Source organism: Aliamphritea spongicola (assembly GCF_017051665.1).
GTDB classification, from domain to species: domain Bacteria; phylum Pseudomonadota; class Gammaproteobacteria; order Pseudomonadales; family Balneatricaceae; genus Amphritea; species Amphritea spongicola.
Window position 1 is genome coordinate 17,727 of record NZ_JAFIDL010000006.1, and the last position, 26,295, is coordinate 44,021.

At 52.0% G+C, this 26,295-nt stretch carries 25 protein-coding genes; 11 read left to right on the plus strand and 14 right to left on the minus strand.

Going from position 1 to position 26,295, the window contains the following annotated elements; translation table 11 throughout:
* From glpE to JYB63_RS16455, 7 genes are read right to left on the minus strand one after another with little or no spacing between them, the layout of a single operon-like run.
* The gene (gene glpE / locus JYB63_RS16425; RefSeq protein ID WP_205658993.1) at positions 1-327 is read right to left on the minus strand and encodes a thiosulfate sulfurtransferase GlpE; all 327 of its coding nucleotides are present in this window, start codon (positions 325-327) and stop codon (positions 1-3) included.
* 4 nt (positions 328-331) lie between these two features.
* Positions 332-1,150: a symmetrical bis(5'-nucleosyl)-tetraphosphatase gene (locus tag JYB63_RS16430; RefSeq protein WP_205658994.1), complete on the minus strand. Its 819-nt coding sequence runs from the start codon at positions 1,148-1,150 to the stop codon at positions 332-334.
* Positions 1,151-1,161: 11 nt separating this feature from the next.
* A complete protein-coding gene (gene apaG, locus JYB63_RS16435) occupies positions 1,162-1,548 on the minus strand; it encodes a Co2+/Mg2+ efflux facilitator ApaG/CorD (RefSeq protein ID WP_205658995.1) in 387 nt (128 codons plus the stop codon).
* Positions 1,549-1,552: 4 nt separating this feature from the next.
* A complete protein-coding gene (rsmA, locus tag JYB63_RS16440; protein ID WP_205658996.1) occupies positions 1,553-2,362 on the minus strand; it encodes a 16S rRNA (adenine(1518)-N(6)/adenine(1519)-N(6))-dimethyltransferase RsmA in 810 nt (269 codons plus the stop codon).
* A 47-nt stretch (positions 2,363-2,409) separates the two neighbouring features.
* Entirely contained in the window at positions 2,410-3,411 is a 1,002-nt protein-coding gene (gene pdxA, locus JYB63_RS16445; RefSeq protein ID WP_205658997.1) for a 4-hydroxythreonine-4-phosphate dehydrogenase PdxA, read from the minus strand.
* Complete coding sequence (locus tag JYB63_RS16450) at positions 3,411-4,715, minus strand: peptidylprolyl isomerase (RefSeq protein WP_243432032.1); 1,305 nt, start codon at positions 4,713-4,715, stop codon at positions 3,411-3,413. The genes pdxA and JYB63_RS16450 overlap by 1 nt, the downstream gene beginning before the upstream one ends.
* Positions 4,705-7,164, minus strand: a complete 2,460-nt coding sequence (locus JYB63_RS16455; RefSeq protein WP_205658998.1) for an LPS-assembly protein LptD — start codon at positions 7,162-7,164, stop codon at positions 4,705-4,707. The genes JYB63_RS16450 and JYB63_RS16455 overlap by 11 nt, the downstream gene beginning before the upstream one ends.
* Positions 7,165-7,352: 188 nt before the next feature.
* Here JYB63_RS16455 and JYB63_RS16460 point away from each other — a divergent pair, with 188 nt between their 5' ends.
* From JYB63_RS16460 to djlA, 3 genes are read left to right on the plus strand one after another with little or no spacing between them, the layout of a single operon-like run.
* Entirely contained in the window at positions 7,353-8,402 is a 1,050-nt protein-coding gene (locus JYB63_RS16460) for an aminoglycoside phosphotransferase family protein (protein WP_205658999.1), read from the plus strand.
* Positions 8,402-9,103, plus strand: a complete 702-nt coding sequence (gene murU / locus JYB63_RS16465; protein ID WP_205659000.1) for an N-acetylmuramate alpha-1-phosphate uridylyltransferase MurU — start codon at positions 8,402-8,404, stop codon at positions 9,101-9,103. The genes JYB63_RS16460 and murU overlap by 1 nt, the downstream gene beginning before the upstream one ends.
* Positions 9,104-9,161: 58 nt before the next feature.
* Complete coding sequence (gene djlA / locus JYB63_RS16470) at positions 9,162-10,004, plus strand: co-chaperone DjlA (protein ID WP_205659001.1); 843 nt, start codon at positions 9,162-9,164, stop codon at positions 10,002-10,004.
* 1 nt (position 10,005) lies between these two features.
* On the opposite strand, the gene JYB63_RS16475 is transcribed toward djlA, so the two are convergent.
* On the minus strand, positions 10,006-11,253 hold the full coding sequence (locus JYB63_RS16475) for a DUF3530 family protein (protein ID WP_336510898.1): 1,248 nt from the start codon (positions 11,251-11,253) through the stop codon (positions 10,006-10,008).
* Between JYB63_RS16475 and rpe the strand changes: the two genes are divergently transcribed.
* From rpe to JYB63_RS16490, 3 genes are read left to right on the plus strand one after another with little or no spacing between them, the layout of a single operon-like run.
* Positions 11,252-11,920 carry a ribulose-phosphate 3-epimerase gene (gene rpe, locus JYB63_RS16480; RefSeq protein ID WP_205659003.1) on the plus strand — a complete coding sequence of 223 codons (669 nt, stop codon included), beginning with the start codon at positions 11,252-11,254 and terminating at the stop codon, positions 11,918-11,920. The genes JYB63_RS16475 and rpe overlap by 2 nt on opposite strands.
* A gap of 8 nt (positions 11,921-11,928) precedes the next feature.
* Positions 11,929-12,609 (plus strand): phosphoglycolate phosphatase, encoded by a 681-nt coding sequence (locus JYB63_RS16485; protein WP_205659004.1) that lies wholly within the window; start codon positions 11,929-11,931, stop codon positions 12,607-12,609.
* Positions 12,610-12,661: 52 nt separating this feature from the next.
* Positions 12,662-13,663 (plus strand): CobW family GTP-binding protein, encoded by a 1,002-nt coding sequence (locus JYB63_RS16490; RefSeq protein ID WP_205659005.1) that lies wholly within the window; start codon positions 12,662-12,664, stop codon positions 13,661-13,663.
* A 13-nt stretch (positions 13,664-13,676) separates the two neighbouring features.
* On the opposite strand, the gene JYB63_RS16495 is transcribed toward JYB63_RS16490, so the two are convergent.
* From JYB63_RS16495 to JYB63_RS16510, 4 genes are all read right to left on the minus strand, one after another.
* The gene (locus JYB63_RS16495) at positions 13,677-14,780 is read right to left on the minus strand and encodes a saccharopine dehydrogenase family protein (RefSeq protein ID WP_205659006.1); all 1,104 of its coding nucleotides are present in this window, start codon (positions 14,778-14,780) and stop codon (positions 13,677-13,679) included.
* On the minus strand, positions 14,777-15,424 hold the full coding sequence (locus JYB63_RS16500) for a DUF4166 domain-containing protein (protein WP_205659007.1): 648 nt from the start codon (positions 15,422-15,424) through the stop codon (positions 14,777-14,779). The genes JYB63_RS16495 and JYB63_RS16500 overlap by 4 nt, the downstream gene beginning before the upstream one ends.
* Entirely contained in the window at positions 15,421-15,888 is a 468-nt protein-coding gene (locus tag JYB63_RS16505; protein WP_205659008.1) for a DUF2269 family protein, read from the minus strand. Before JYB63_RS16505 ends, JYB63_RS16500 begins: the two co-directional genes overlap by 4 nt.
* Positions 15,889-16,155: 267 nt before the next feature.
* Positions 16,156-16,683 (minus strand): MarR family winged helix-turn-helix transcriptional regulator, encoded by a 528-nt coding sequence (locus JYB63_RS16510; RefSeq protein ID WP_205659009.1) that lies wholly within the window; start codon positions 16,681-16,683, stop codon positions 16,156-16,158.
* 157 nt (positions 16,684-16,840) lie between these two features.
* Between JYB63_RS16510 and JYB63_RS16515 the strand changes: the two genes are divergently transcribed.
* From JYB63_RS16515 to JYB63_RS16525, 3 genes are all read left to right on the plus strand, one after another.
* Positions 16,841-17,830 (plus strand): glycine betaine ABC transporter substrate-binding protein, encoded by a 990-nt coding sequence (locus JYB63_RS16515; protein WP_205659010.1) that lies wholly within the window; start codon positions 16,841-16,843, stop codon positions 17,828-17,830.
* Between the two features lie 112 nt (positions 17,831-17,942).
* Complete coding sequence (locus JYB63_RS16520; protein ID WP_205659011.1) at positions 17,943-18,830, plus strand: ABC transporter permease; 888 nt, start codon at positions 17,943-17,945, stop codon at positions 18,828-18,830.
* Positions 18,823-19,884: a quaternary amine ABC transporter ATP-binding protein gene (locus JYB63_RS16525; RefSeq protein WP_205659012.1), complete on the plus strand. Its 1,062-nt coding sequence runs from the start codon at positions 18,823-18,825 to the stop codon at positions 19,882-19,884. Before JYB63_RS16520 ends, JYB63_RS16525 begins: the two co-directional genes overlap by 8 nt.
* A 55-nt stretch (positions 19,885-19,939) precedes the next feature.
* Here JYB63_RS16525 and JYB63_RS16530 read toward each other — a convergent pair whose 3' ends face one another.
* The gene (locus tag JYB63_RS16530) at positions 19,940-20,872 is read right to left on the minus strand and encodes a LysR family transcriptional regulator (RefSeq protein ID WP_205659013.1); all 933 of its coding nucleotides are present in this window, start codon (positions 20,870-20,872) and stop codon (positions 19,940-19,942) included.
* 177 nt (positions 20,873-21,049) lie between these two features.
* Between JYB63_RS16530 and JYB63_RS16535 the strand changes: the two genes are divergently transcribed.
* Together JYB63_RS16535 and JYB63_RS16540 are read left to right on the plus strand one after the other, a co-directional pair.
* Complete coding sequence (locus JYB63_RS16535) at positions 21,050-23,476, plus strand: GcvT family protein (RefSeq protein ID WP_205659014.1); 2,427 nt, start codon at positions 21,050-21,052, stop codon at positions 23,474-23,476.
* A gap of 5 nt (positions 23,477-23,481) precedes the next feature.
* Positions 23,482-25,035 (plus strand): trimethylamine methyltransferase family protein, encoded by a 1,554-nt coding sequence (locus JYB63_RS16540; RefSeq protein ID WP_205659015.1) that lies wholly within the window; start codon positions 23,482-23,484, stop codon positions 25,033-25,035.
* 109 nt (positions 25,036-25,144) lie between these two features.
* On the opposite strand, the gene JYB63_RS16545 is transcribed toward JYB63_RS16540, so the two are convergent.
* Positions 25,145-26,242: a PQQ-dependent sugar dehydrogenase gene (locus tag JYB63_RS16545; RefSeq protein ID WP_205659016.1), complete on the minus strand. Its 1,098-nt coding sequence runs from the start codon at positions 26,240-26,242 to the stop codon at positions 25,145-25,147.
* Positions 26,243-26,295: the final 53 nt, after the last annotated feature.

The following is a 26,295-nucleotide window of genomic DNA, read 5'->3' on the forward strand; positions in this document are numbered from 1 at the left end:
TCAGGCCTCAGGGGCGCTGCACATTTCAGGCTTATTTGCCTGCCAGAGCTGATAGCCACCGTCGAGGCTGTAGACCTGATCAAATCCCTGACCAATCAGCAGCTGTGCCGCAGACTGGCTGCTGTGACCGTGATAGCAGCAGACAATGACCGGCTGATCCATATCCGCACCGGTGATAAATGTATGCAGGTTTTCATTGCTCAGATGGCTGGCGTTTACAATGTGGCCGGCAGCAAAGCTTTGTGGGTCACGAATGTCTACAACGACTGTACCGTCTTCCATCAGGGCAACAGCCTGTTCGATATTAATACACTGATAGGTTTCCATCGGGTTACTCCGGTTGTTTCAGACTTGGGACACTGAACAGCTGCTGGTCTTCGAGACGCATGGCTGTCAGGGTATTACCCCACACACAGCCGGTATCGAGGGCAAATACGTTATGGTGGTCGGCTTTGCCTTCCAGTGCTGCCCAGTGGCCAAAAATAATACGGTGTTTATCGACAGTTTTTCCCGGATGTTCAAACCAGGGTAAAAAGCCTTCCGGCTGGCTGCTCAGGCCACCTTTGGCGAGAAAGTCGAGCCGGCCTTTGTCGCTGCAAAAGCGCATCCGGGTGAAGTAGTTGGTGATCATCCGCAGCCGTTCCCAGCCCTGGATTGATTTTTTCCAGCGGTCTGGTTTGTTGCCGTACATATTGCGGAAGTATTCAATAGCCAGCGTACTTTGCAGGACCTGTTCAACTTCTTTGGCACAGCTGCGGGCTTTCTTTAATGACCAGTTAGGCGGAATACCTGCATGCACCATGGTATAGCCAAGGGCTTCATCATGAACAAGCAGAGGCTGGTGGCGTAACCAGTCCATCAGGTCTTCCCGGTCTGGCGCATTAAGAATTTCGTCGAAGGTATCACTGCGACGCTGGGTCGTGGTGCCGTAATGAATAGCAAGCAGGTGCAGGTCATGATTGCCGAGCACAATTCTGGTCTGACTGCCGAGCTCTTTGAGAAAGCGCAGAGTTTCCAGAGACTTAGGCCCGCGGTTCACCAGGTCGCCGGCAACCCATAGCGTATCTTCAGGGCTGAAGTTCAGGGTGTCCAGCAGTTGTATAAGTTCATCAAAGCAGCCCTGTATATCACCAATGGCGTAATGGGTCATAGCAGGCCTGATCAGTGCAGCGCGTTTGGTTGTGCCAGTGTAAACGGCGCAATTTCAGCATTGAAGGTCTGGCCATCTTCGGCCTTCATTTCATAATGTCCCTGCATACTGCCGACATTGGTGGCCAAAACGGTGCCGCTGGTATAGCTGTAGCTTTCTGTGGGATCAATGACCGGTTGCTCACCGACCACACCTTCACCTTTCACTTCCTGTACCTGTTCATCACCGTCAACAATCAGCCAGCGGCGGTTAAGCAGCTGAACCGGCTGATTCGCATGGTTAGTGATAGTGATGTGATAGGAAAAAACAAAGCGTTTTTTATCCGGGTCAGACTGCTCCGGGAGGTACGATGTTTCCACGTTAATGGCGATACTTTCTTGTTCTAATGCGGCAATCATCTGTTTAGTCGCTCTGTTGAGTGCTGATGAAATCACTGATGCGGATAAATTCCTGCAGGCTCAGGCGTTCCGGGCGCAGACCCGGATCTATATCCAGTGCCTGAATATCTTCGGCGCTGATCAGCGGCTTCAGGTTGTTCCGTAAAGTTTTGCGGCGCTGGCCGAAAGCGGTTCTGACGACGACCTCCAGTTTATCAACATCCTTAGCCGGGTGCGGGATTTTTTTGTACGGGATCAGCCGGACAATTGCGGAGTCAACTTTAGGTGCCGGATCAAATGCTTCTGGCGGCACAATAAAGAGTGGTTCTACGTGGCAGTAGTACTGAGCCATGATCCCCAGACGGCCATACGCACTTTCTCCCGGTTGTGCCGCAAGACGGTCAACCACTTCTTTCTGCAACATGAAGTGCATGTCTTCGATCTGTTCAGCATAGCTCAGCAGATGAAAAATCAGTGGCGTGGATATGTTGTACGGCAGGTTACCGACGACACGGAGTGGCTGAGGAGGTTGGTGCAGGGAGGCAAAGTCAAACTTCAGGGCATCCGCTTCATGAATATTAAACTTGTCTGCATAGCTGAAGAATTTGGTACGCAGAATAGGAATCAGGTCGCGATCCAGTTCAACCACATTTAGTTGCTGGCATTCAGGCAGTAATTCTTCGGTAATAGCACCCAGACCCGGGCCGATTTCTACCAGATGCTGGTCTTCCTGCGGTGCGATTGAGCGAATGATCCGGCGAATGATGCCCTGATCCTGCAGAAAGTTCTGGCCAAAGCGTTTACGGGCTTTGTGGCCGACGGGTTTTTTACTCATGAATGACGTTCCGTTGGGGTTTCTTGTGGATAACTGAGAATGATAGCTCAGTTATCCTGATTGCTGTGGCTGGCCATTTCTGCCGCGTAGTCGATGGCAGTTAGCAGGCTGCCGGTATCGGCTTTGCCGCTGCCGGCCAGATCAAGGGCGGTGCCGTGATCCACAGATGTGCGGATAATGGGCAGGCCCAGCGTAATATTGACGGCGTTGCCAAAGCCTTTGTATTTTAGAACAGGTAATCCCTGATCGTGATACATCGCAAGGACAGCATCTGTTTGCTGCAGGTACTTTTCAGTAAAGAGGGTGTCTGCTGGTAACGGGCCAGTAAGGTTTATACCCTGTTGGCGCAGGTTTTCAAGGGCTGGCTCAATGGTATCGATTTCTTCCCGGCCCATGTGTCCACCTTCCCCTGCATGAGGGTTCAGGCCGGCAACCAGAATACGTGGCTGTTGTAAGCCAAAGCGTTGCTGTAAATCCTGATGCAGAACCCCGATAACCTGATGAAGTAACGGTTCAGTAATCGCGCCCGGTACTTCCAGTAATGGCAGGTGGGTAGTGGCCAGGGCAACCCGTAGTCCCTCGGTGGCCAGCATCATAACGACTTTATCGCTGCCAGTCAGGGCTTCAAGAAACTCTGTGTGACCGCTGAACGGAATGCCGGCATCGTTAATAATGCCTTTGTGTACCGGAGCCGTAACAATGGCTGAAAACTCGCCATTCATACAGCCGGTTGTCGCCCGGGTCAGGGTGTCCAGCACATACTGTGCATTTGCGGCGTTAAGCTGGCCCGCCACAACAGGGGCTTTGCAGGGAACTGTTTCTACCCACAGGCAGCCGGGTGGGGTGCTTTGTGCCGGCTGCCTGGCATCGTACTGGCGGATTTCCAGAGGGAGTGCCAGTTGTGCAGCCCGTTCAGCAAGCATGTGAGGGTCAGCAATAGCAATCAGTTGCTGTTGGTGGCCTTGCTGGGCAATCTGAATGCAGAGATCCGGGCCGATGCCTGAAGGCTCGCCCGGTGTCAGTGCTAACTTGAAGATCTGTTCCGGCATTATTTCAGCTCGATATATGCCTTGGCACGGATCTCCCGTAACCAGTTTTGCAGTTCTTCGTTGAACTTACGTTCACGGATGCTGGCCCGTGCCTGATTGATCAGCATTTCTTCACCCAGATCCTGCTGGCGGCGGTCAGTTACCTGAAGAATGTGCCAGCCAAAGCGGGTTTCAAACGGAATACTGACTTCACCAATCGGGGTTTTACGCATGACTTCTTCAAACTCCGGTACCATCTGGCCCGGCTGCGCCCAGCCTAAAGCACCGCCTTCTGCGCCGCTGCCCGGATCATCACTGAATTCTTTTGCCAGTTCAGCAAAAGGCTCACCCAGTGCCAGACGGTTGTAGAGGGATTTAATTTCCCGCAGGGTCTGAGCTTTGGAACGGATTTCAGTCGGCTTAAGCAGGATGTGGCGTACTTCGGTCTGATCAACCATCTGTACGTTGCCCTGCTGGGTATCGTTTACTTTAAGAATGTGGAACCCGTTCGGGGTGCGGATTGGTGCCGTTACCTGACCTTTTTCCAGAGACTGAAGAGCCTGAGCAAAAGCCGGAGGTAATTCAGCGGCTTTCTTCCAGCCCAGCTGGCCGCCCTTTAAGGCGTTATTACCGGCGGAGCGTTCCAGGGCCAGTTCAGCAAAATCTGCACCGTTCTGTAATTCAGCGCTGATTTCAGCGGCGGTTTCAGCGGCCTGTTGAATTGTAGTGGCATCAGCCTGCGGTGGAACGGCTACCAGAATAAGGCTCAGGTTATAGCTTTGCGAAGCAGCCAGCTTACCCTGATCTGAACTGAGGAAGTTGTCGATTTCCTGCTGAGATACGTTGATACGGCTGTTAACCAGCTGGCGCTGGGTTTCATTGATCAGTAATTCCTGACGGATCTGGTTACGTACCTTGGCGTAGTCCTGACCTTCAGCAATCAGTGTTTCACGGAACTGCGCCAGACTCAGGCCTGACTGGCCGGCGATACGGTTAAGTGCGGCATTGAGCTCGTTATCGCTGACACGGATTCCCCGCTCATCTGCCAGTTGCATCTGGACCCGATCGATAATCAGGCGGTTCAGTACCTGTTTACGCAGAGCCTCAGCCGGTGGCTGGGCGGAGTTGCTGCGGGCCAGGCGGCGCAGGATCATGTTTTCACGGGCTTCGAGTTCACTTTGCATGATGATGTCGTCATTGACGATCGCAATAACCCGGTCCAGTGAGGTCGCAGCAAAGGCTGAAACGGATGCGCTGAGCGCGATTGCCGCCAGTGCCGGCTTGATGAGCTTGGCCCCGAACGGGCGCATACACTTAATAGTCATTTTGTTTTTCACGTTCTTCAAAACCGGTAATGTTATCGAATAAGCCTTTGCCTTGGCCGAAAGCGCCCAGTCCTTTCAGGACAAACTGTACGTAAATTCCGCTGTCTCTTTCGGTACTGCCGCTGGGCAGATATTCTCTGGCGGCCACCCGTACCTGCCAGCAACAGTCGGAGTATTCAACACCTAAGAGTGCTTCCGGGGTCGTATTGTTCCGGATATCTTCCTGCCAGCGTCCCAGAACGCTCCAGTTTTTAGCAACCGGCCAGATAAATGACAGGTCTGCCTGCTCACGGGTGTCTTCCCGGTCGCGGAAGCCCAGGGTGAATACTTTGTTGATGTTCGGAGAGTAACTGAATTTAAGATTGTTTTCGATTAAATGATAGTCACTGGCATCCAGTTCGCTGTCATTACTGATCCGCAGGGCGTCGGTGACATTCCAGCTGGCTTCCAGTGCCACATTGGAACGCTTGCTGGTATCTGCGGCAGTGGTGCTTTCCAGCTGGACCTCACGATCGGCAAAGTAATGGGCCTGGGCAATGCCCATACGGGCCACTTCACTGCCGTTGCTACGGTAGAAACCGGAGCTCAGTCCCAGCGTCAGCTGTTGTGTATCACCGATCTTGTCATAACCGCTGAAGCGGTTTTCACGGAACAGTGAGCTGTAGGTGAAGCTGTATTCGGCGGTATCGAAGTTCGGAATTGCCGTCTGGTCTTCTTCAGGCACGTAGAGGGCAAACAGGCGCGGCTCCAGAGTCTGAATCATGCCTGATTCATTAACAGTACGCTCAAAGCTCAGACCACTGTCGACGCTGAATACACCCACTGTGCGGCTGATGCTGTCGGACTCGCCGGCAACCTGATCATCAAGCTTGTACTGAGAAGACCAGAGAGTCGCTTTTGGTGTGACGTATGCCCATGGCCAGCGGAAAGGAATACTGACAGAAGGCTGCAGGTGAACACGCTGGCCATTCACACGGTCAATGCCGATCAGGTTGTCATTATCCCGTTCAAAGGATGTGAAGTCTGCCAGGTATTCCAGTTCAAGATCAGAACCGTCCACCAGATCACTCTGGCTGCCTTTAAGGGAAATCTGCGGCAGTTTCCGGTAAGGCTGGGTGGCGCTGGTAATGGTCTGGTAAGACTGGACGCGGGCGGTTGCCGTCCAGTTATCAGTGACATATCTTGCCTGGGCAATCTGGTCCAGGTGATCCTGGCGATTTACTTCAAGGCCGGTATTCAGGTCATTGAAGTAGTCATCATCGCTGACCCGGGTGTAATCAATCGTTGAACGCCAGTTACCCTGATAACCGCGATGCTGCGCATCAACGAGCCAGCGGTCTTCGTCGGCTTTACGGTCATTAGGCAGATAGGCGGTACTCAGTACGTTATAGCTGTAGCTGTTCATGTACCGCAGTTCGTTATCCAGTGACAAGCCACGGCTGCTGTACAGGTGCGGCGTCAGCGTATCATCGATGTTCGGGGCAATATTGAAATAATACGGGGTAGCCAGTTCCAGTCCGTCACCGTCGGAGTAGCCCATGGTCGGGTAAAGGAATCCGGAGCGGCGCTTATCGTCAATCGGGAAGGTGAAGTATGGGTAGTAGAATACCGGTACATCACCAATGCGAAGGGTCGCATGTTTAGCGGTACCAAAGCCTTCTTCCGGATCAAGCACCACTTCGTCGGCGTTGATTTTCCAGCTCTCGTCCCCCGGAGGACACTTGGTGTACGAGGTGTCTTGCAGGTTGATCTTGCTGTCCGGCTGACGGGTAATGCTTACGGCAGAACCACGGATCCCTTGCTGATGCATCACATAATCGGCTGCTTCAATCCGGGTTTCGCTGGTATCAATGTTCGCCTGAGCGTTATCTCCGACAATCAGTAATCCGGGTTCCCGGTAAACCACATTGCCTTGTAAGGTTGCGGTATTGGTGGCTTCGTACAGGGTTGCTTCATCACTGCTGATTGTCCGGTTGCCCTGTCGGACGCGGATATCTCCCCGCATTGTGGATGTCTGGCCAATCTGGGTCAGGGACTGATCCGCGTTAATGATAATTTCTTCTTCTTTGCCTGCTTCGGCAACAGGATATTGCGGCTCAACGTAGCGGCCGCACTGGCCGCCTTCGCCCGGTTGCCAGTCCAGTTGTTGGGCTGCCAGGTCAGCAACAGGGGCGCTCAGTACTGCCTGCTGCGCTGCTGGCTGTGGCTGTTTTTCTTCTGTGCCGATGACTGCAGGAGCAACCGCCGGTGCTGATTCAGCAGGGGTCACATTTACCGATTCCGGTTGAGTAACTGTTTCTGTAGCGTTCAGTGGCCGGGTTGGCACGCTGGCCGGTTCGGTAAAAGATGGTTCTGCAGGGGTATCGTTGCCGGCGCATTGCCAGCTGCCGTCGGCCATGGTCTGACATTGCCATAAATCGGCGGGTGCAGCATATAACGAAGGCGACATAGCGGCAGCGACCGCTAAGGTAAGTAAATATGAAGATTGTCTTTTAAAGGGCATCCGGCCTATCCATTCTACAGCGGAAAAATGTGCTTCGATTTTGTTTATCGCCAAACCGTTATTTCGAGTAATATACGCACTAAAGCGCTGAATGATAAAACATTCCGGCGCATCTATGCTAGAGGATTAAAATTATGGGTCAACGATTGGCCGGGTTACGTGCCTGGGTGGTCGACATTTGTGCTGCATCGGGTATTGAACTGGCGTCAGACTGGCAGTGCCTGCCTGTGTCCGGGGATGCAAGCTTTCGGCGTTACTTTCGGCTGATCAGTGGTCAGCAAAGCTGGATTCTGATGGATGCACCACCGGAAAAAGAGGCCAGTTTACCTTTTGTGAAAATTGCCGACAGCTGGTACAGCCAGGGTATAAAAGTTCCGCAGGTGATCGCTGCGGATTTATCACTGGGATATATGCTGTTAAGCGACCTGGGTGATGAACAATATCTGCAGCATCTGAATGATTCCTCTGCGGATGACTTATATACCCGTGCACTGGATGAGTTGTTGCTGATTCAGAAAGCGACAGACGTTGCAGGGTTTCCGCTGCCTGAATATGACGAAGCGTTGCTGCAGCGGGAAATGGCGCTGTTTCATGACTGGTTCCTGCAGGACCTGCTGGGGCTGACAATCAAGCCCGGTGTTGAACATCTCTGGAAAGACGTTTGTGCACAGCTGGTCAGCAGTGCCCGGGCGCAGCCGCAGGTTGCTGTACACCGGGACTACCATAGCCGCAATCTGATGGTATGTGGTGACTCCCTGGGAGTGATTGATTTTCAGGACGCCGTTATCGGCCCGGTAACTTATGATCTGGTGTCGTTGTTGCGGGATTGCTATATCGCCTGGCCGGATCTGAAAGTGTATGGCTGGGTGGATCAGTATGCCGCTCAGCTGGAGGCTGAAGGTGTGCTGCAGAGCTTCGACCGTGCAGAATTCTATTACTGGTTTGACCTGATGGGTGTGCAGCGCCACCTTAAAGCCAGCGGTATATTTGCCCGGCTGAAACTGCGTGACGGAAAAGACGGTTATCTGGCGGATATTCCCCGTACCCTGCATTACATCATTCGGGTCTGTTCGCGGTATCAGGATCTGTTAACGTTTGCTGCGTGGCTTAACGAAGTGGTTGTGCCAGCGATGTATGCCTCTGAGCACTTCGACAGTGCATTACTGGATGAGTGGTTTAAATAATGCGTGGGATGATTTTGGCGGCGGGTCTGGGTACCCGGATGCGCCCCCTGACACTGAAGACTCCCAAGCCGCTGATTAAAGTGGCCGGTAAAGCGCTGATTGAGTATCACATTGAGCGGCTGGTGGCTGGTGGAATCACTGATCTGGTGATCAATCATGCATGGCTGGGTGAACAATTGGAAAGTGCTCTGGGGAGCGGTGAACCTTATGGTGCCATCATAGTCTACTCGCCGGAGCCTGAAGCACTGGAAACCGGTGGAGGGATTTTTCAGGCCCTGCCGCTGGTCTCACCGCAAGGTGAATCGTTTGCGGTGATCAACGGTGATGTATTTACGGATTATCCGACGGATTCATTACTGAAGGCGCAGGCAAACCTGGAGGCCAGCGGTGCGCTGGCGCATCTGGTGATGGTGAATAACCCTGAGCACAATCCTGACGGTGACTTTATACTGACCGGTGGCAATGTCAGCGAAGGGGAAGGGAACCGGTTAACCTTCAGTGGTATCAGTATCTTATCCCCACGGTTATTTGCCGGCTGTCAGCCCGGTAAGTTTGCCCTGGCGCCGCTGCTGCGTGACGCCATGGCTAAAGGTCTGGTGAGCGGCGAACATTATGCCGGTTACTGGCGGGATATAGGCACGATTGAGCGTTTGCAGGCGGTTGAAAATGATTTAACAGACAATCATATAACTGCTGAGTAACTTTTTGCGTCCTCGGTTTGAGGACGGGACGACTTTTATCTGATTTGGGAAATGACCAATGGCATTCGATGCACAGCGTTCCGGTGAAAACTTCGGGCAAATGATCCGCAACAACAGTACGGCCCTGGTTATTGGCGGGCTGATTGGTTTGATGTCCGGTGGTCTGTTCGGGCTGTTGCTGGGCGGTGCAATCGGTGTTGCTATATCCAAAGGGCTGAAGAACCTGGTGGGCAATGCGCTGAATCCGCAGGATGCCTTTTTTAAAGCCACGTTTTCTGTAATGGGGAAACTGGCAAAAGCCGATGGCCGGGTCAGTCAGGAAGAAATTCAATATGCCCGTGACGTGATGAACCGTATGGGGCTGAGCAGCGAACGGCAGAAGCAGGCGATAGAGCTGTTTACCCAGGGGAAAGATGAGCATTTTGATATTGCTGATGTGTTACGGCCATTAAGTGCCCTGATCCGCTATCGCGTGCCGCTGAAACTGATGTTTGTGGAAATTCAGCTACAAGCTGCAATGGCTGATGGTCAGGTAAGTGAAGCCGAGCTGGCAATTATCCGTGAGGTCTGTGCCTTGCTGCATATGTCTCAGGCGGAAATGGCAGCATTAATGGCCAGAATGCAGTCCCAGTTCTCATATCAGCAACACAGCTATCAGTCCCATCAGCATGGTTCGGTTTCTCAGGCGACCCTGCTGAAAGAAGCGTATGGTGTGCTGGGAGTGTCTGAAGATGTCAGTGATGCCGAGCTGAAGAAAGCATACCGTCGTCTGATGAGTCAGCATCACCCGGATAAGCTGGTGGCTAAAGGGTTGCCGGAAGAAATGATGCAGCTGGCGAAGGAAAAGACCCAGGAAATCCAGTCCGCCTACGACCGTATCCGCCAGGCGCGGAAAGGCTGAGTCAGCCTCCGGGCATCAGCTGCATGGCTTTTTCCGCTTCCAGCCGGCCTTCGGTGGTTCTGGCAAAGTCCGCGTCGATGATGTTGGTTTTCAGGATGCCGCGGACTTTTTTCGCCAGCCACTGCTGTTCACGTTTGCTGTCATCCGGGCGCTGGTTAATTTTTATCTGGCGGTAATCCGGCAGTTTACTGCGTTTACTCAGGCGCAGCCTTTGTCTGGCCTGGGCTTTACTCAGTTCAGAGTTTTCAAAATACAGGTCAAGCACAGTTTCACTGTCCAGCAGAGGGATCAGCTCGCTTAGCTGCGGGGCCTCCGGGTCTTCAGGCTGGCGCGGGTCTATCATCAGCAGGCGGATGTTCTGGTCATCTTGTGCGTACGCTATATAAGCTGCAGCCCAGACTGCACCGGTGCCAACACCTATAATAATCTGGCGGTTCTGTTCCCGGTCTGTTAGCTGCGTGCTGGCAGCAATGGCAATTCGGGTGAGTTGATCAATATAGGGTTCTTTCGGTGTGCTCTCCTCTTTTGCCATGCTGTTTGCCATGGTTTCATCCTGCATGGCGGATTCTGTCATTGCCGCTTCTGAGGCTTCAGTTTCTGTTGCATCTGTCAGTTCGGCATCAGCGGCAGGATCAGTGTCTGTGCCATCACCGGAATTTGATGGTGCAGATGGCTGCATGTTCCTTTCCGGAACGGGCGCGGGGTTCGGATCAGGTAATGCCACAGATAGCGTTGCCCAGCCCTGGTCACTGAGAGACAGTCTTAACGGCCGGATAATGTCTGGCCAGTCCGGGGTGGCCATACTGCCGTGGAATAAAATGATCCCGCCATAGGATTCGGTAATACCGCTGGGCATAAACAGGCCCAGTTGGGTTTCTTTATCGGTTTCCAGCCAGATAATTTCTGTTTCCGGAGACTGCTCCTGTGCCAGGGCAGCAGCCCGCTGGGCGGCCGGGTTGGGAATGCTTCGGGGGGCGCTGGAGGTCGGGGTGTCAGACATACCGTCAGTCTGCATGGTGTCAGACATTTCAGTCATGCCGGCTGAGTCATTATTCTCTTCGGCCAGTGCAGTAAATGATGCCAGTGCACAGTAAGGAAACAGTGTGGCGCATATAAGTTTCCGGAGTCCGGTGGGCCAGCGTCGATTTGAGGGATTGTCTGTTGTCTGCACAGGCTGCTTTCGTGTTGTGTTTAGATGTTCCGACAGTACAATAGGCGCCATTATTATTTCAAGAGTTGCGACTGCCATGGCCGATTTTAAGATTGCTCCTTCTATATTATCAGCAGATTTTGCCCGTCTGGGTGAAGAAGTTGAAAATGTGCTCGCTGCGGGTGCGGATTACGTGCATTTTGATGTGATGGACAATCACTATGTTCCGAACCTGACAATTGGGCCGATGGTGTGTAAGGCACTGCGAGACTACGGTATTGAGGCTCCAATTGATGTGCATCTGATGGTGCGTCCTGTGGATCGCCTGATCGGTGACTTCGTCGATGCCGGTGCCAGCATTATCACTTTCCATCCGGAAGGTTCTGATCATATCGACCGTTCACTGCAGATGATCCGTGACGGTGGCTGTAAGTCTGGTCTGGTATTTAACCCGGCAACCCCGCTGCACTATCTTGATCATGTCATGGATAAAGTAGATATGATCCTGCTGATGTCGGTTAACCCGGGTTTTGGCGGTCAGAAATTCATTCCTTCGACCCTGGATAAGCTGCGTCAGGTACGCGAGCGTATCGATGCCAGCGGTTATGATATCCGCCTCGAAGTAGATGGTGGTGTGGGCATTGGTAATATCCGTGAAATCGCTCAGGCAGGTGCAGATACCTTTGTTGCAGGTTCGGCTATTTTCAATACCGATGATTACCAGGCGACAATTACCAAAATGCGCGAAGAGTTGGCGCAGGCGTAACGGCGGTGATGAAATCCCTGTTTGGCGGACAGCTGCCGGCACTGGTGTTGTTTGATTTCGACGGCACACTGATCGATTGCCTGCCGGATCTGGCAGCAGGAATTGACCGGATGCTGGCGGATCTTGGCCGGCCAGCGGCCGGAGAAGAAAAAGTCAGTCACTGGATTGGCAACGGTGCAGCGATACTGGTTCGCCGGGCATTGCTGGACCGTTACGATATCGCCGACAGTGAACCGGATGCTTTGTCTGAACAGGCGCTGGAACTGTTTCTCCGGCATTATGGTGAAGTGAGCGGTCAGCGAAGCCGTTTGTACCCCGGCGTGGAAGCTTGCCTTGAAACGCTGGCAAGTCTGAATATTCCGATGGCGCTGGTGACCAATAAACCGCTACCTTTTACAGAACATCTGTTGCAGCAGTTCGGCCTGGATAAGTATTTCAGGCTGGTGCTGGGTGGTGACTGTTTAGCGGAAAAGAAACCGCATCCTTTACCTTTGTTGCATGCGATGAAGGTTCTGAATGCAGAACCTTTACATACCCTGATGGTCGGTGACTCGGCGAACGATATATTGGCGGCTAAAGCTGCGGAATGTCCGGTGGTCGCGGTAAGCTATGGTTTTAACCATGGTAAGTCTGTCGCTGAATATCAGCCGGATCTTATTCTCGACAGCCTGGCTGATTTAGCCGGCTGATTCATCTTTTATAGTCAGGTCATCTGCAGGGCTTTTCTCGGAGCTTATTAGTATGCAATTTAATGCGATTCCTACCAATGTCATTACCGGCTTTTTAGGCGTTGGCAAAACCACCGCCATTCAGTATCTGCTGGCAAATAAACCGGATAATGAGCGCTGGGCGGTGCTGGTTAATGAGTTCGGTGAGGTTGGCATTGATGCCAGCATGATGGGGGAAGACTCTGACGGCGGCATATTTATGCGGGAAGTGCCCGGCGGCTGCATGTGCTGTACGGCGGGTTTACCCATGCAGATGGCGCTGAATCAGCTTATACAGCGGGCAAAGCCTGACCGTTTGCTGATAGAGCCTACTGGTCTGGGACACCCTCAGGAAGTGCTTGCCAGCCTGCGCAGTGCGGAATACAGCGATGTAATTCAGTTACAGGCGACAATGACCCTTGTGGATGCCCGCAAGCTGTCTGACCCTGAATATGCAACAGACGAAACCTACCAGCAGCAGGTCAGTGTTGCAGACTGCATTATTGCCCATAAAAGTGATTTGTATGAAGCGGATGAGCTGCAGCAGTTAGATACTTATCTGGCGCAACTGCAGGTTACAGGCAGACCGGTTTATCCGGTGGCGCATGGCCAGTTACAGCTACAATGGCTGGATGCTCCCTGCCACTGGCAGCCGCAGCCTGAAGTTGACGTTGAGCCTTCCCATAGCCATGGTCATGGTGATGTCTTTGCCGCAACACCGGATATGCCGGCAGAAGGCTATCTGCGTAAAGATAATAAAGGTGACGGATATTTCAGCAGTGGATGGATTTTTCAGCCGGATTTTGAATTCGATTTCATTACCCTTGAGTCTATCCTGATGGGCATTGATGCTGAGCGGGTGAAAGGTGTGTTCATCACCGATGAAGGGATTTTTGCCTTTAACATTGTGGATGGTCTCATGAGCAGCACCGCATTGGATGAGGTATATGACAGCCGGATTGAGGTGATTGGCCGCGATCCTTCCGCATGGCAAACACTGGAATCAGATTTACTGGCTGCCAGCCAGCGGTTGTAACCGGGAAAATCGCTTACTCAGTTACCGTCCAGGAAATATCCAGTTCCCCCAGGGCGTTCAGATACTCATCCAGAGTGATCAGCCCTGTACAAGCCTGTGCGCCGCGTTGCGTTAGCTCACCGTTCAGCAGTTTTCGGGTCAGCAATATGGCAGGCATGCAGGGGATAAAAGGACCATCGCCGGATCTGGCCGTCAGTTCAAAGCAGATTTTCTTTGCATCACCGTTATGATCAGTGCCGCTCAGTTGCATATGAAAGGCGCTGTTTGCTGTGCCCAGCCAGTCGAACAGAAATGACATGCGCAGTAAGAGAGGTGCAGAGCCGCTCAGGTCTCTGATCAGACCGAAGCGTACGCCCCAGGAAAGCAGCCAGAGGGTGATGTGAATCAGGGGGATTTCAAGGCCGGCATAAAAGCGTATGTTTTGAAGGCCGGGATAACGCTCCGGAAATAGCGTCAGATCCGGAATGTCGCAGTTGCCCAATAATCGCCAGCCTAACAGTGGATAATTTCTGGCCCTGAGTCCCTGCCAGCCATAAATCGTATCCCGTTTTCCATCGGTGAGTGTTTCTACAGGCTTGCCTGTGTAGCCCAGTATTGCGGCGGTAGTTGCCAGACCCCGGGTGGTTTTCTGAGCGGTGGTTATGCCGTAATCCAGGCTTTCCAGATGGCTGAATTCAGGCAGGTATTTATCGACAATAGCGGATGTAAGCCCGGGGACGGAGCTGGCTCCGCTGACAACCAGGACATTATTTTCACTGGCGGCGGTATTCAGAGCCGTGATGCCGCTGACAAACTCCCGGCCATCAGCCAGATCAATGTAATGGGCACCACAGTCAATGCAGGCCTGAGCGACATCGTATCCCTGTTTTTGGAAAGGGCCTGATGTGTGTATGACAATGTCTGGTTTAAGGCATTTGAAGTGATCTTGCAGCGGTTCACTGATATCTAACCGATAGCTCTGCACGTGAGTGCCGTGCTGTAACTCCCTGACCAGCGCTTCTGCCTTTTCTTTCGAGCGGCCGGCAATTGTCAGTTTAATGCCGTTTTCTTTGGCGAGTGTTTGACTGATAAAAAGGCCAAAATTACCGTAGCCGCCAATAATAAGTACATGTGTCATCGGGAGGCTGATCCTTTTGCATCGTTTGTGTCTGGTAGCTGGCTGATCATGAACTCACCATCATACTGATAGAGTTTCCCCCACCAGGGATGGGAAATATGCATACACATGGCGAACCGGTTTTCATCCAGTGCCCACTCTTCTGCATAACCTTTGCCTATCAGCCAGCTAACCGGTAAAGGAATTTTGAGTTTTCCCAGACAGATAACGTAACCCTGATGTTTCAGTTTTACCTTCTGATCTTCCCACGAATAACGCAAAAGCCAGCCAATATGACCTGACATTCTTTCAACTACCAGGTCGTCTTTAATCGGTTCCATGACTGAACTGAACCGGTAATGGGGCTTTTCTCTGAACCTGAACAGACGTTCAAAACGGAAGTGGTTGTTGTCCGGCGAACTGTGGAAATCAACCGTAATCGGTACATCGGTTTCGCTGTGTGGCGGAATGCTTTTCAGTCGCCAGAGTATCTGTGCACACAGTTTTAATGGGCGGGCGCACCAGACATTGATCGTACCTGTTACCTGAGTATGGTCATTACTATAGGGCCTGTTGAGATAATGCTTGTGCATGACTGCCGGTAGCAGAGGCCACTGCCTGTCAAACACACGGCTAAAAACCGGTTGGCTGTTATCGGTCGTCATAAGGGCTTGAGTACCATCAGGAAAAAAATGATCAGAATACTGATAAACGCCGGAATGCCCAATGCAATCCACCAGTGGAACAGTTTACGGTAGTCTGAGGGCAGGGGGCTTTGGGTGGCGTTGGCCAGAATCAGTTGTTGCTTTAGTTTTATCTGAATCCAGATGACGGGAAACCAGCACAGGCCGATAAGTAAATACAGAACGTAACTTGCGACCAGCCATGCTGAATCCCAGCTATAGCCGGCCAGGTGAATCAACCAGACACCGGACACAGGTTGGAAAATCGCGGCGGGGAGGGTAAACAGATAATCGGCCAGTACGGTGTTGCGAGCGGCGTATAGCCGGGCACCGGAATCATCACTGAAATAACTGCGAAACATGAAAAATGCAATGCCTGCGCCGGTACCGAACAGAACCGCGGCGCTCAGGATATGCAGTGTTTTCACCGTCAGGTAAAGAGTCATTGAATAACTGATCCTTCAGTTAAAGCCTGAGCCCTCACTTTAGCAGATTCCAGAAGCAATGAAATGCTTTGTCCGGTGTATGGAATGCTGGTGGTGTATGAAGCTTTTTAAGGTAAATTCAGAAGTGTGCGGGAGTTTATTCTGAAATTAAAAATGATTCGGAAAAATGGCCTGAAACGTCTGTTTGAGTGGCTTTCGGCTGGTTTTACATTGTCGCAAAGCGTCACCTTTTTGCCTTTTTGCGGCACGCTATTTTTGTTTTGAGCTCTAATCTTCTATGGCTCTGGCCTGTTTCTCTGTGTCGTTCAGGGCGGTGTCCTTGGCAGGGGCCCCTATGTCTAACAGCGGCGAAGCATCTAGGCTTTCGGCGTCCATCATGCTGGCGACACGCTGCAGAGAAGACAAAATCTGGGTCTGTTCCCAGCTCTCAAGACTCTCCAAACGGTCGATAAATGCCTCGTGAAGCAAGGGTGGCGCTGTTTCCAATACTTCGATACCTTGTTTGGTAAGGCGGGCGTTCACGATACGTCTGTCGCTGGCGCTACGTACCCGTTCCACCAGTTGCCGGTCTTCAAGCCGGTTCAGTATGGTTGTTACGGTTGCCTGACTGAGGGATACGTCAACCGACAGGCGCCTGACAGTGACGTCGCCGAGATTTTTTATCGCTCTTAAAACCATTACCTGAGGAATTGTCAGACCACAGCTTTTTGAAACACGTTTAGACTGCAAATCAGTTGCGCGGATGATCCGGCGCAGCGCAATCAGAACTTCTTGCCAGCGTGTTGATTCATTCATTATTAATTTCAATCAGTTAGTAAGGATGACATAAAGTAATGGCCCCATTATATGACAAAATGAATAAAGGTTTGAACTCTAAATATTAGAGTTGTAAGATGAATTTCAGGCATTATAAAACAATAACATTAGCCCGATTTTATGGGACGGAGATATCATGAAAACACTGTTAGCAGCTGTACCATTGGTAATTGCAAGTTCACTGACACATGCGGCCGATTGCGGTACCGTTACTATTGCTGAAATGAACTGGGCCTCCGCGGAATTCGCCGCCAACCTGGATAAAATCATTCTTGAAGAAGGTTACGGATGTAACGTTGAGTTAATCCCGGGATCAACCGTAACCTCCTTTGCCTCTATGGAGTCTAAAGGTCAGCCGGACATCGCACCGGAACTGTGGGCCAACGCATTTTTCGATCGTATTGATGCAGCTGTAGAAAAGGGCGACATTGTTCGTGGCCCGCGTCTGATCACCGATGCTGCAGAAGGCTGGTTCATTTCTAAAGCGGTTGCCGATGCTCATCCGGAAATTAAAACTGTTCAGGACGTACTGAACAACCCTCAATTATTCCCAAGCAAAGAAGATCCGAATGTAGGTCAGTTCATGACCTGTCCTGCGGGCTGGGCGTGTCAGATTGCATCTAACAACCTGGCTAAACCATCAGCATTCGACTTTGCCAAGCATAACTTCACAGTTGTAGATCCGGGTTCTGCTGCGGGTCTGGACGGTGCAATTGCCAAGTCTTATGACCGTGAAGAAGCGTGGTTCGGTTATTACTGGCAGCCAACAGTGCCAATCACCAAGTACGAGCTGAAAAAGCTGGACTTCGGTGTTGAGTTCGATAAAGAACACTGGGATGGCTGTCTGGTTAACGAAACCTGTGCAGAGCCGAAGAAGTCTGATTACACACCTTCCGACGTAATGACTGTTGTGGTGTCTAAGTTTGCTAACTCTCACCCTGAAGAAATGAAGTACCTGAACACTCGTTCTTATGATTCCAACATGGCGGGTCAGGTAATCGTTTACATGGATGATAACCAGGCAAACGGTGAAGACGGTGCATACTTCTTCCTGCAGAACTTTGAAGATGTATGGACTAAGTGGGTACCTGCAGACGTAGCTGAGAAAATCAAAGCTGCCCTGTAATACCGCACAACTGTTATACACATAATAAGAATCGTAGGCAGGGCTGCAGTGGGTAATTATCTGAATACCCACTGCACTTTCGGTACCCTGCCTTCCTGATAAGGAGCAAAAAATGAGCTGGTCTGACTTCCCGAGTATGTCGAGGGGCGATCTGCGCAGCATGCGCAAAGCTATCGACGATGGCTTCCGCGAGTTCACCCAGGCTTATGGTGAATCGCTAGAAGCGTTTTTCGATCCCCTGTTAACTTTTCTTGTCTGGAGCGAAAAAGTTCTTCTCAATTCTCCATGGCCTCTGGTAATTATTGCGATAGCGGGACTGGCTTATTTAGGTAGCCGAAGCTGGAAGCTGGTTGTGGGTGTCATTGTTGCTTTCTGCGTCATCGGTTATCTGGGGATGTGGGAAGATACGATGAGTACGCTCAGTATCATTACCGTATGTACCATTGTTGCGATAGCAATCGGTATTCCACTGGGTATTCTGATGGCGCGGTCTGACAAAGTTCAGGCAGTGGTTACGCCGATACTCGATATCATGCAGACCATGCCGAGTTTCGTATATCTGATTCCGGTGGTTATGTTGCTGGGTATCGGTAAAGTACCGGGTCTGATTGCAGTAATTATTTATGCACTGCCACCAATCGTTCGTCTGACCAACCTGGGTATCCGTCACGTGGACCCGGATGTTGTGGAAGCGGCTAACGCTTACGGTTGTACCTCCTGGCAGAAGCTGAAGAACGTTCAGATTCCACTGGCATTACCTTCTATCTTTGCCGGTGTTAACCAAACCATCATGATGGCGCTGTCTATGGTAGTAATCGCCTCTATGATCGGTGTTAAAGGTCTGGGTCAGCCGGTACTGAAGGCGATTACCAACCAGTATTTCTCTATGGGTCTGTTAAACGGTCTGGCGATCGTAGCAATTGCAATTATTTTTGACCGGGTTTCACAGCAGTACGGCTTACGTATTCAGAAACATCGCGAAGGAGGTCACGGTGTCTGATAAAGATGTAAAAATTCGCATTGAAGGGCTATCGAAAATTTTCGGTGCTAACCCTAAGTCGGTGATTCCTCAGGTACAGCAGGGCATCAGTAAAGAAGACCTGCTAAAGAAACATAAGCATGTACTGGGTCTGGATAACATCAATATGGACCTGCATGATCACTCAATTGAGGTGATCATGGGATTATCAGGCTCCGGTAAATCGACGCTGATCCGTCACATTAACCGCCTGATTGATCCGACAATCGGTAACATTATCATCGACGGTGAAAACGTCTGTGATATGAATGACAAGCAGTTGCGAGACTTCCGTCAGGCAAAAACTGCAATGGTATTCCAGAAGTTTGCACTGTTACCGCACCGTACCGTTATTGATAACGTACGTTTTGGTCTGGAAATGCAGGGCAAAGACGGTGCCTTTATCAAAGAAAAGGCGCACTACTGGCTGGAGCGTGTAGGCCTGAAAGGCTTTGAAAAGCACTACCCTGCACAGTTGTCCGGTGGTATGCAGCAGCGAGTAGGTCTGGCACGGGCGCTGGCCTGTGATGCAGATATTCTGATGATGGACGAAGCATTCTCGGCACTGGATCCACTGATCCGTTCCGATATGCAGGACATTCTGCTGGAGCTTCAGGTCGAGCTGAAGAAGACCATTGTCTTCATCACCCACGACCTGGATGAAGCACTTAAGATCGGTGACCGGATCGCTATTCTGAACAATGGCCGTCTGGTACAGCAGGGTCCTGCTCAGGATATCCTGATGAACCCGGCTGACGATTACGTGGAACGTTTCGTTGCCGACGTAAACCGTACCCGTGTACTGCTGGCTAAGTCGATCATGTCGGCGCAGGTACCATCTGAAATTAATCACACTGATACGGTTGTGGTTGGCCAGGATGATACCGTTCAGGAAGTACTGCACCAGATGCTGACTGAAGACGCACTGCAGGTTGTAGTCGCGGATGAAGATGGTCAGCACGTTGGTAGTATCGATACTGATACACTGGCAGAAGCGGTTAGCCATCAGGTTGAAGAAGAGAAAACCACTACCTGATTACAGGTGGTATGACAAAAAGGCTGCCCTATGGCAGCCTTTTTTGTGCCTGTAATTACATGCGTTCCAGCATGTCCGGCTGGCTGCTGGTGGCCAGTTTTTCAGCCAGCCATTGCTGTAACAGTTCGGCATTATGGCTGATAATTCTGGAAGGTTCGCAAAGCAAAACATAACCGTAGCCGTTAAGGCCATGATCAAAAGGGCTGACCAGTAAGCCGTTATCCAGCTCGTTACGCATTAACGCATCTGCGAGCATCCAGCCCTGGCCATCGATGGCTGCCTGCACCCTTACGTTGGCGTCACTCAGTGTTCGGCGGGGATTGGGCAGGTTGTCCTCCTGCCCGTCAAACCATTCCGTCCAGAAGTCCTGAGCCCGGTCTTCACATAATAAAGTGATATCGCACCATGGTGGCTGCAGCATGGCTTCGCGTGGCAGTTTTACCTGAGCGTTATAACCAAGTTTCTCCAGCAGTCCCGGACTGCAAACCGGGAACATGGGCATCGTTGCCTGCATGATCCGGTCAGGGGATGAGCTCTGTTTTGACGGACTCCAGCGTAGCGCCATATCGACATCAGGAAGTTTGAAGTCTGCTGAGTTAACCGTGTGCTGCAGTACGATGGAGACATTCGGATAGCGTTCATTAAAGCCAGCGATGTTAGCCGATAGCCAGCGCACCGCAACGTAAGTGGTGACCGCCACAGTGACCTGGCTGTTGTGGTCGGTTTTCAGTGCCTCAAAGCTTTGGCGCAACTCAGTAAAGACCTGCTGGGTGCTTTTTAACAGGCTCTGTCCTGCTTCAGTCAGGTAGACCTGACGGGTTGCCCGGCGAAACAGCGCACAATTGAGATGATCCTCAAGCTTTCTTATCTGATAGCTGACGGCGCCTTTCGTGAGGCAAAGTTCGTCAGCAGCCAGACTGAAGCTCAGGTGCCGGGCGGCAGCTTCAAATACTTTCAGTGAATCCAGTGCAGGCAGGTCATGTTTCATAAAAGCTCTGTGCTAACAGTTTAATTTGATTGAACCATATAACAAATTTTTCGGTTTGTCAGTGATCACTTTCTTGGGGAATATCAGGGGAAGAAACATAACCGCACAAACTGTCTGCCGGGTGGGCTAAAACTCAGCGTCCCGGCAGACTTGCTAAGAATAAGAAGGATTTGTTGCATGAGTGAACCTATTAAAAGCCACGCTAAAGTAGTCGTCATAGGTGGTGGTATTGCCGGCTGTTCAACCCTGTATCACCTGACACAGGAAGGCTGGACCGATGTCGTCCTGGTGGAACGTGATGAACTGACATCCGGTTCTACCTGGCATGCGGCTGCACAGGTTACCCAGTTTGGCGGAAACCAGACTATGGTCGCCCTGAAGCGCCACAGTATTAATCTGTATCGTGAGCTGGCTGCTGATCCGGAAAACCCGATCTCCTATCATATTACCGGCGGCATGCGCACCGCTTACACTCAGCAGCATATCGATACCTATAAGCACTATGTGGGCATGGCGAAAAGCATGGGTGTTGAGATGGAATTTATTGACGGTGCTGAAGCCGGTCGTCGCCATCCGCTGATTAATACGGATGGCTTGCTGGGGGCCTGGTGGGATCCGCTTGATGGCGATATCGATCCGGCGGGCCTGACCTTTGCGCTGGCCCGCAAAGCCCGTGAAGCCGGTGCCAAGGTATACCGTTTTAATCCTGTGGAAAACATCACCCGTAAGCCCAATGGCGAATTCATCGTTCATACCGCTAAGGGTGACATCACCTGTGAAATGGTGGTGAACGCCACCGGTTACCGGGTGAACGAAGTGGGCCGGATGCTGGGGGTTGAGCATCCGGTAACATCTATGGAACACATGTATTTCCTCACCGACACCATTGCAGAACTGGAGGCGATGGATAAGCGGGTACCGATTATCCGTGACCCGGGTGATGATTTTTATTCCCGTCAGGAAAAGAACGGCCTGCTGGTAGGGGTTTATGAGCAGGGTTGTAAGACCTTCGGAATGCACGGCATTGATCCGCACTTTACCCAGGCACTCTGCCCGTCAGATCTGGACCGCTGTCTGGACAATATGGAACGCATTTTTGAACGGATGCCATGCCTGACTGAAACCGGTATCCATACGGTAGTGAACGGCCCGATTACTTACACCATTGACGGTATGCCCCTCATCGGGCCGGTACCGGGTGTGCCGAATGCATTCTGTGCGATCGGTTTGCGGGCCGGCATCGGTGAAGGCGGTGGCCACGGTAAGATTCTGGCGGAACTGATGGTACACGGTGAAAGTGAATGGGATGCCTGGTGTCTGGACCCCCGCCGCTTTACCCAGTACGCCAATACGGAACATACCTGCCTGAAAGCCATTGAGGACTATCAGAACGAATTCCATTATCACCAGCCCCATGAGCACCGGCCGGCGGCACGTCTGGCCCGGACAACGCCACTGTATCCGGTACTGGATGCCAAAGATGCTGCCTGGGGTGTCGTGAATGGTTGGGAGCGGGCACTGTTCTTTAAACCGGATGCTGATTTTGTAGACGAGCACGGTTACCGGTTTACGCCGACGAAAAATATCGTCGCGCAGGAAATTGCCAATATTCAGCAGAATGTCGGCCTGATGGAGGTTTCCGGTTTTAACCGTTATGAGATTAAAGGTGAAGGCGCAACGGCATTCCTGGACCGTATGGTGTGCGGCAATCTGCCGAAAAAAGTCGGCAAGGTGGGCCTGTGTTATCTGCTTAATGAAAAAGGCCATGTGCTGGCAGAAGCCACCATTGCTAAGTTGGGTGAGGAGCATTACTGGTATGGCTCGGCCGCCGCAGCAGAATGGCATGACCGTGACTGGTTGATTGCTTATAAGCCGGATACTGTCAGCCTCACTGAAATGACCGCCAGCCATACCATTCTGGTGGTGGCCGGGCCGAAATCCCGTGAGCTGCTTCAGTCTTTGTCGCCCCGCTGTGACTGGTCGAAAGAAGCCATGCCATGGATGAGCGTTCAGGAGAAAACTCTGGGACATGCAAAAATGATCGCCATGAGTGTGAGTTTCTCCGGTGAACTGGCCTATGAACTGCATATTCCGAATGAACAGCTGTACCTGACCTGGAAGCAGATTACTGAAGCCGGTGAGTCATTCGGGCTTGGGCTGTTCGGCCTCTACGCCACTGAATCAATGCGGTTGGAAAAAGGCTATCGTCACTGGAAGGCCGATCTGATCTATGAGCGTAACCCGCTGGAATCCTGTCTGGACCGGTTTGTAAATCTGGAGAAGCCTGACTTTGTAGGCAAAGGCGCATTACTGGAAGAGCAGGCCAGAGGCCCGCAGAAACTGTTTGTCAGCTTAGAAGTTGACTGCGATTTTGCACCGGCCCATTCCGGCGACTCTATCTATAGTGGTGATGCTTTGATCGGATCAGTGACATCCGGTGGCTATGGTCATCGTGTCGAAAAGAATCTCGCCTATGCCTTTATAGATCCGGAATTTGCAGCCGTAGGTACAGAGCTGAGTATTGACCTGCTGGGTGAGATGCATCCGGTTAAGGTAATAGAACCTGCGCAGTATGACCCGGAAAACGCCTTGGTACGGGGGTAAACAACATGACTGAAGAATCAACCAAAGCCAGACGCCGGGGCCGGGGCGGGCCCCGTGCCCGGGACATCATGCGGGCAAAACGCAGTGCGCCTCCTGCGGTGAATCCGTGCCCGCCGGGGCCGGTGGGAGGGCAGTATAAACCGTTAACTGACGACCAGATTGAAACCATTTATCACAGTGCACTGAGGATTCTGGAAGAGATCGGCATGGGGGAAGCCCCCCAGGTACTGATCGACCAGGCCTGTAGCAAAGGAGCTTTTGTGAATGATGACGGGCGGCTGTGTTTTCCTCAGAGTATGGTGGAAGAACAGATTGCCGGGGCCTGTAAAAGTTTCACCTACTATGGGCGCAACCCGAAACATGACTTCACGGTCGGTGGTGACAGTGTGTACTTCGGAACCGGCGGTGCCGCAGTACAGACACTGGATATCGACAGCGGAGAATACCGTCCTTCTACTCTGAATGATCTGTATGACTTTACCCGGTTGATGGATACCCTGAATAACGTCAGTTGGTTTACCCGCTGCTGTGTGGCAACGGACGTACCGGATAACTACGATCTGGATGTGAATACGGCTTATACGTTACTGGTGGGCACAGAGAAGCCAGTGGGTACCAGCTTCACGCTGGCAGAACATGTTGATCCGATCATCGACATGTTTGATATGGCACTGGGCGGGGAAGGGAAATTCCGTGAACGACCGTTCTGCAAAGCGCATATCAGCCCGGTTATTTCTCCCCTGCGATACGGGGAAGATGCGGTGGATGTCGCACTGGCCTGTATGCGCAGAGGCGTACCGATAAATAACATCGTGGCGGCACAGTCCGGGGCAACTTCTCCGGCTACTCTGGCGGGTATGCTCAGTTCAACGCTGGCGGAAACGCTGGCAGCACTGATCATGGTGAATGTGTTTGAGCCGGGTTACCCGATGATTTTCTCGAACTGGCCATTAGTGATTGACCTGCGTACCGGGTCGTTCTGTGGCGGCGGTGGAGAAATAACCCTGCTGAATGCAGCCTCGGCGCAGCTTTCCAATTATCTGGGGCTGCCCTCCGGTGCTGCTTCCAGTATGAGTGATGCCAAGGCGGTAGATGCTCAGATGGGGCTGGAAAAGGCGCTGTCGGCGGTGTCAGTAGGGCTGTCCGGTTGCAACATGGTCTATGAATCCGCGGGGATGACCGCCAGTTTGCTGGGGGCGTCATTCGAATCTTTCCTGATCGATGACGAGATGATCTCCCACGTATACCGGGTGTTGCGCGGCGTGGAAGTTACCGAGGAAACTTTGGGGTTTGAAGCGATCCGGGAAGCGGTCAGTGGTGAAGGGCATTTCCTTGGCGGTGAGCACACGCTGGCGGCCATGCAGCGGGATTACTTTTATCCCAGTGATTTGTCCGACCGGCAGGAGCCGCGTACCTGGCAGGAAACCGGCGGGCAGGATATGTGGCAACGGGCCAATCTGAAAGCGAAGCAGATTTTAGCGGAGCACCGGCCTAATTATCTGGATCCGGCAACGGATGCTGCTATCAGGGCTAAGTACAATATTCAGCTGACCTTTTAAGGAAGAGGCACAAACAGATGCTTCAGCTCACTGTGTTTCTCGCAGTGATTAGTCGTTGAGCAGCTCCCGGGCTGCTCTTTTTTATTCAGGCGATGCCAGTTAAGAGGGACTAGTCAGGAGAAGTAAGGTGAAGTAATTTCCCGCTGTCTGTCAGTAAATAGAGGCTGCCGTCCATCGATGTGTGGATAAAACGCAGCCTTTCATTCAAGTCGCCGAGTAATTCATGTTCAGCAACCGGTTGATTACCATCCATTTCGACGTGGCGCAGATGCCGGGCTTTAAGAGTGGTGCTGAGCAAATCCCCCTGCAGTTCCGGGAACATGTTGCCGTAATACACCGTGATAGAAGAGGGGGCGATGGAAGGCGTCCAGTCTACCAGCGGCTGCTCCATGCCGGGCCGTTCACGGTAGGGGGTTATACTCAGGCCGGAGTAATCCACGCCATAGGTGATAACCGGCCAGCCGTAATTGTTGCCGGGCTGAATAATATTGATTTCGTCGCCGCCTTTCGGGCCGTGTTCATTGGAAAAGACCTGCTGGCGTACCGGATCATAAATCAGTCCCTGAGGGTTGCGGTGGCCGTAGGAATAGATTTCAGGGGCACTGCCAGAGTTGCCGGCGAAGGGGTTATCTGCAGGCGCTTTGCCGTTTTCATCCAGCCGGATAATCTTGCCCAGCAGGCTGTCTTTTTCCTGCGCCTGATCCATATACCGGTAACCGTCACCAACGCTCAGCAGCAGCGTATTATCCGGCAGGAACGCGATGCGGCCAGCAAAATGCAGTCCGCTACTCTTATCCGGGCTGGCGCTGAAGATTACCTGCTGATCTGTTAGTTGATTACCTTCCAGTTTCGCCCTCATCAGGCGTAAGCGGTTACTACCACGTGTACCCTGTGCATAACTGAGATAAAGCCAGCTGTTTTCTGCAAAGCGGGGGTGAAGTTTAATGTCCAGCAGACCGCCCTGACCGACATCCAGTACATCCGGTACACCGGTGATACGGTGAACCTGATCGGCATTTATACGGATCAGCCTGCCCCGACGTTCAGTAATTAACAGCTGCCCGTCCGGTAATTCTGCCAGTGACCATGGACTGTCCAGCTGGTCAGTGATTTCTGTGATCTTGAAGCGTGGTTGGCTGACAGTCAGTGTACTGATACTCAGCAGCAGGGCAGAGGTCAGTAGCATGTAACAGGCACGAATAGACATAGTGCTTCTCTGGCAGAAAGTTAAAGGGGCACGGGATGTATCCCGGACAATCA

Excerpts from the sequence above, each read along its gene's own strand:
- glpE (WP_205658993.1), bottom strand. The coding sequence starts at position 327 with ATGGAAACCTATCAGTGTATTAATATCGAACAGGCTGTTGCCCTGATG.
- JYB63_RS16430 (WP_205658994.1), bottom strand. The coding sequence starts at position 1,150 with ATGACCCATTACGCCATTGGTGATATACAGGGCTGCTTTGATGAACTT.
- apaG (WP_205658995.1), bottom strand. The coding sequence starts at position 1,548 with ATGATTGCCGCATTAGAACAAGAAAGTATCGCCATTAACGTGGAAACA.
- rsmA (WP_205658996.1), bottom strand. The coding sequence starts at position 2,362 with ATGAGTAAAAAACCCGTCGGCCACAAAGCCCGTAAACGCTTTGGCCAG.
- pdxA (WP_205658997.1), bottom strand. The coding sequence starts at position 3,411 with ATGCCGGAACAGATCTTCAAGTTAGCACTGACACCGGGCGAGCCTTCA.
- JYB63_RS16450 (WP_243432032.1), bottom strand. The coding sequence starts at position 4,715 with ATGACTATTAAGTGTATGCGCCCGTTCGGGGCCAAGCTCATCAAGCCG.
- JYB63_RS16455 (WP_205658998.1), bottom strand. The coding sequence starts at position 7,164 with ATGTCGCCTTCGTTATATGCTGCACCCGCCGATTTATGGCAATGTCAG.
- JYB63_RS16460 (WP_205658999.1), top strand. The coding sequence starts at position 7,353 with ATGGGTCAACGATTGGCCGGGTTACGTGCCTGGGTGGTCGACATTTGT.
- murU (WP_205659000.1), top strand. The coding sequence starts at position 8,402 with ATGCGTGGGATGATTTTGGCGGCGGGTCTGGGTACCCGGATGCGCCCC.
- djlA (WP_205659001.1), top strand. The coding sequence starts at position 9,162 with ATGGCATTCGATGCACAGCGTTCCGGTGAAAACTTCGGGCAAATGATC.
- rpe (WP_205659003.1), top strand. The coding sequence starts at position 11,252 with ATGGCCGATTTTAAGATTGCTCCTTCTATATTATCAGCAGATTTTGCC.
- JYB63_RS16475 (WP_336510898.1), bottom strand. The coding sequence starts at position 11,253 with ATGGCAGTCGCAACTCTTGAAATAATAATGGCGCCTATTGTACTGTCG.
- JYB63_RS16485 (WP_205659004.1), top strand. The coding sequence starts at position 11,929 with ATGAAATCCCTGTTTGGCGGACAGCTGCCGGCACTGGTGTTGTTTGAT.
- JYB63_RS16490 (WP_205659005.1), top strand. The coding sequence starts at position 12,662 with ATGCAATTTAATGCGATTCCTACCAATGTCATTACCGGCTTTTTAGGC.
- JYB63_RS16495 (WP_205659006.1), bottom strand. The coding sequence starts at position 14,780 with ATGACACATGTACTTATTATTGGCGGCTACGGTAATTTTGGCCTTTTT.
- JYB63_RS16500 (WP_205659007.1), bottom strand. The coding sequence starts at position 15,424 with ATGACGACCGATAACAGCCAACCGGTTTTTAGCCGTGTGTTTGACAGG.
- JYB63_RS16505 (WP_205659008.1), bottom strand. The coding sequence starts at position 15,888 with ATGACTCTTTACCTGACGGTGAAAACACTGCATATCCTGAGCGCCGCG.
- JYB63_RS16510 (WP_205659009.1), bottom strand. The coding sequence starts at position 16,683 with ATGAATGAATCAACACGCTGGCAAGAAGTTCTGATTGCGCTGCGCCGG.
- JYB63_RS16515 (WP_205659010.1), top strand. The coding sequence starts at position 16,841 with ATGAAAACACTGTTAGCAGCTGTACCATTGGTAATTGCAAGTTCACTG.
- JYB63_RS16520 (WP_205659011.1), top strand. The coding sequence starts at position 17,943 with ATGAGCTGGTCTGACTTCCCGAGTATGTCGAGGGGCGATCTGCGCAGC.
- JYB63_RS16530 (WP_205659013.1), bottom strand. The coding sequence starts at position 20,872 with ATGAAACATGACCTGCCTGCACTGGATTCACTGAAAGTATTTGAAGCT.
- JYB63_RS16535 (WP_205659014.1), top strand. The coding sequence starts at position 21,050 with ATGAGTGAACCTATTAAAAGCCACGCTAAAGTAGTCGTCATAGGTGGT.
- JYB63_RS16540 (WP_205659015.1), top strand. The coding sequence starts at position 23,482 with ATGACTGAAGAATCAACCAAAGCCAGACGCCGGGGCCGGGGCGGGCCC.
- JYB63_RS16545 (WP_205659016.1), bottom strand. The coding sequence starts at position 26,242 with ATGTCTATTCGTGCCTGTTACATGCTACTGACCTCTGCCCTGCTGCTG.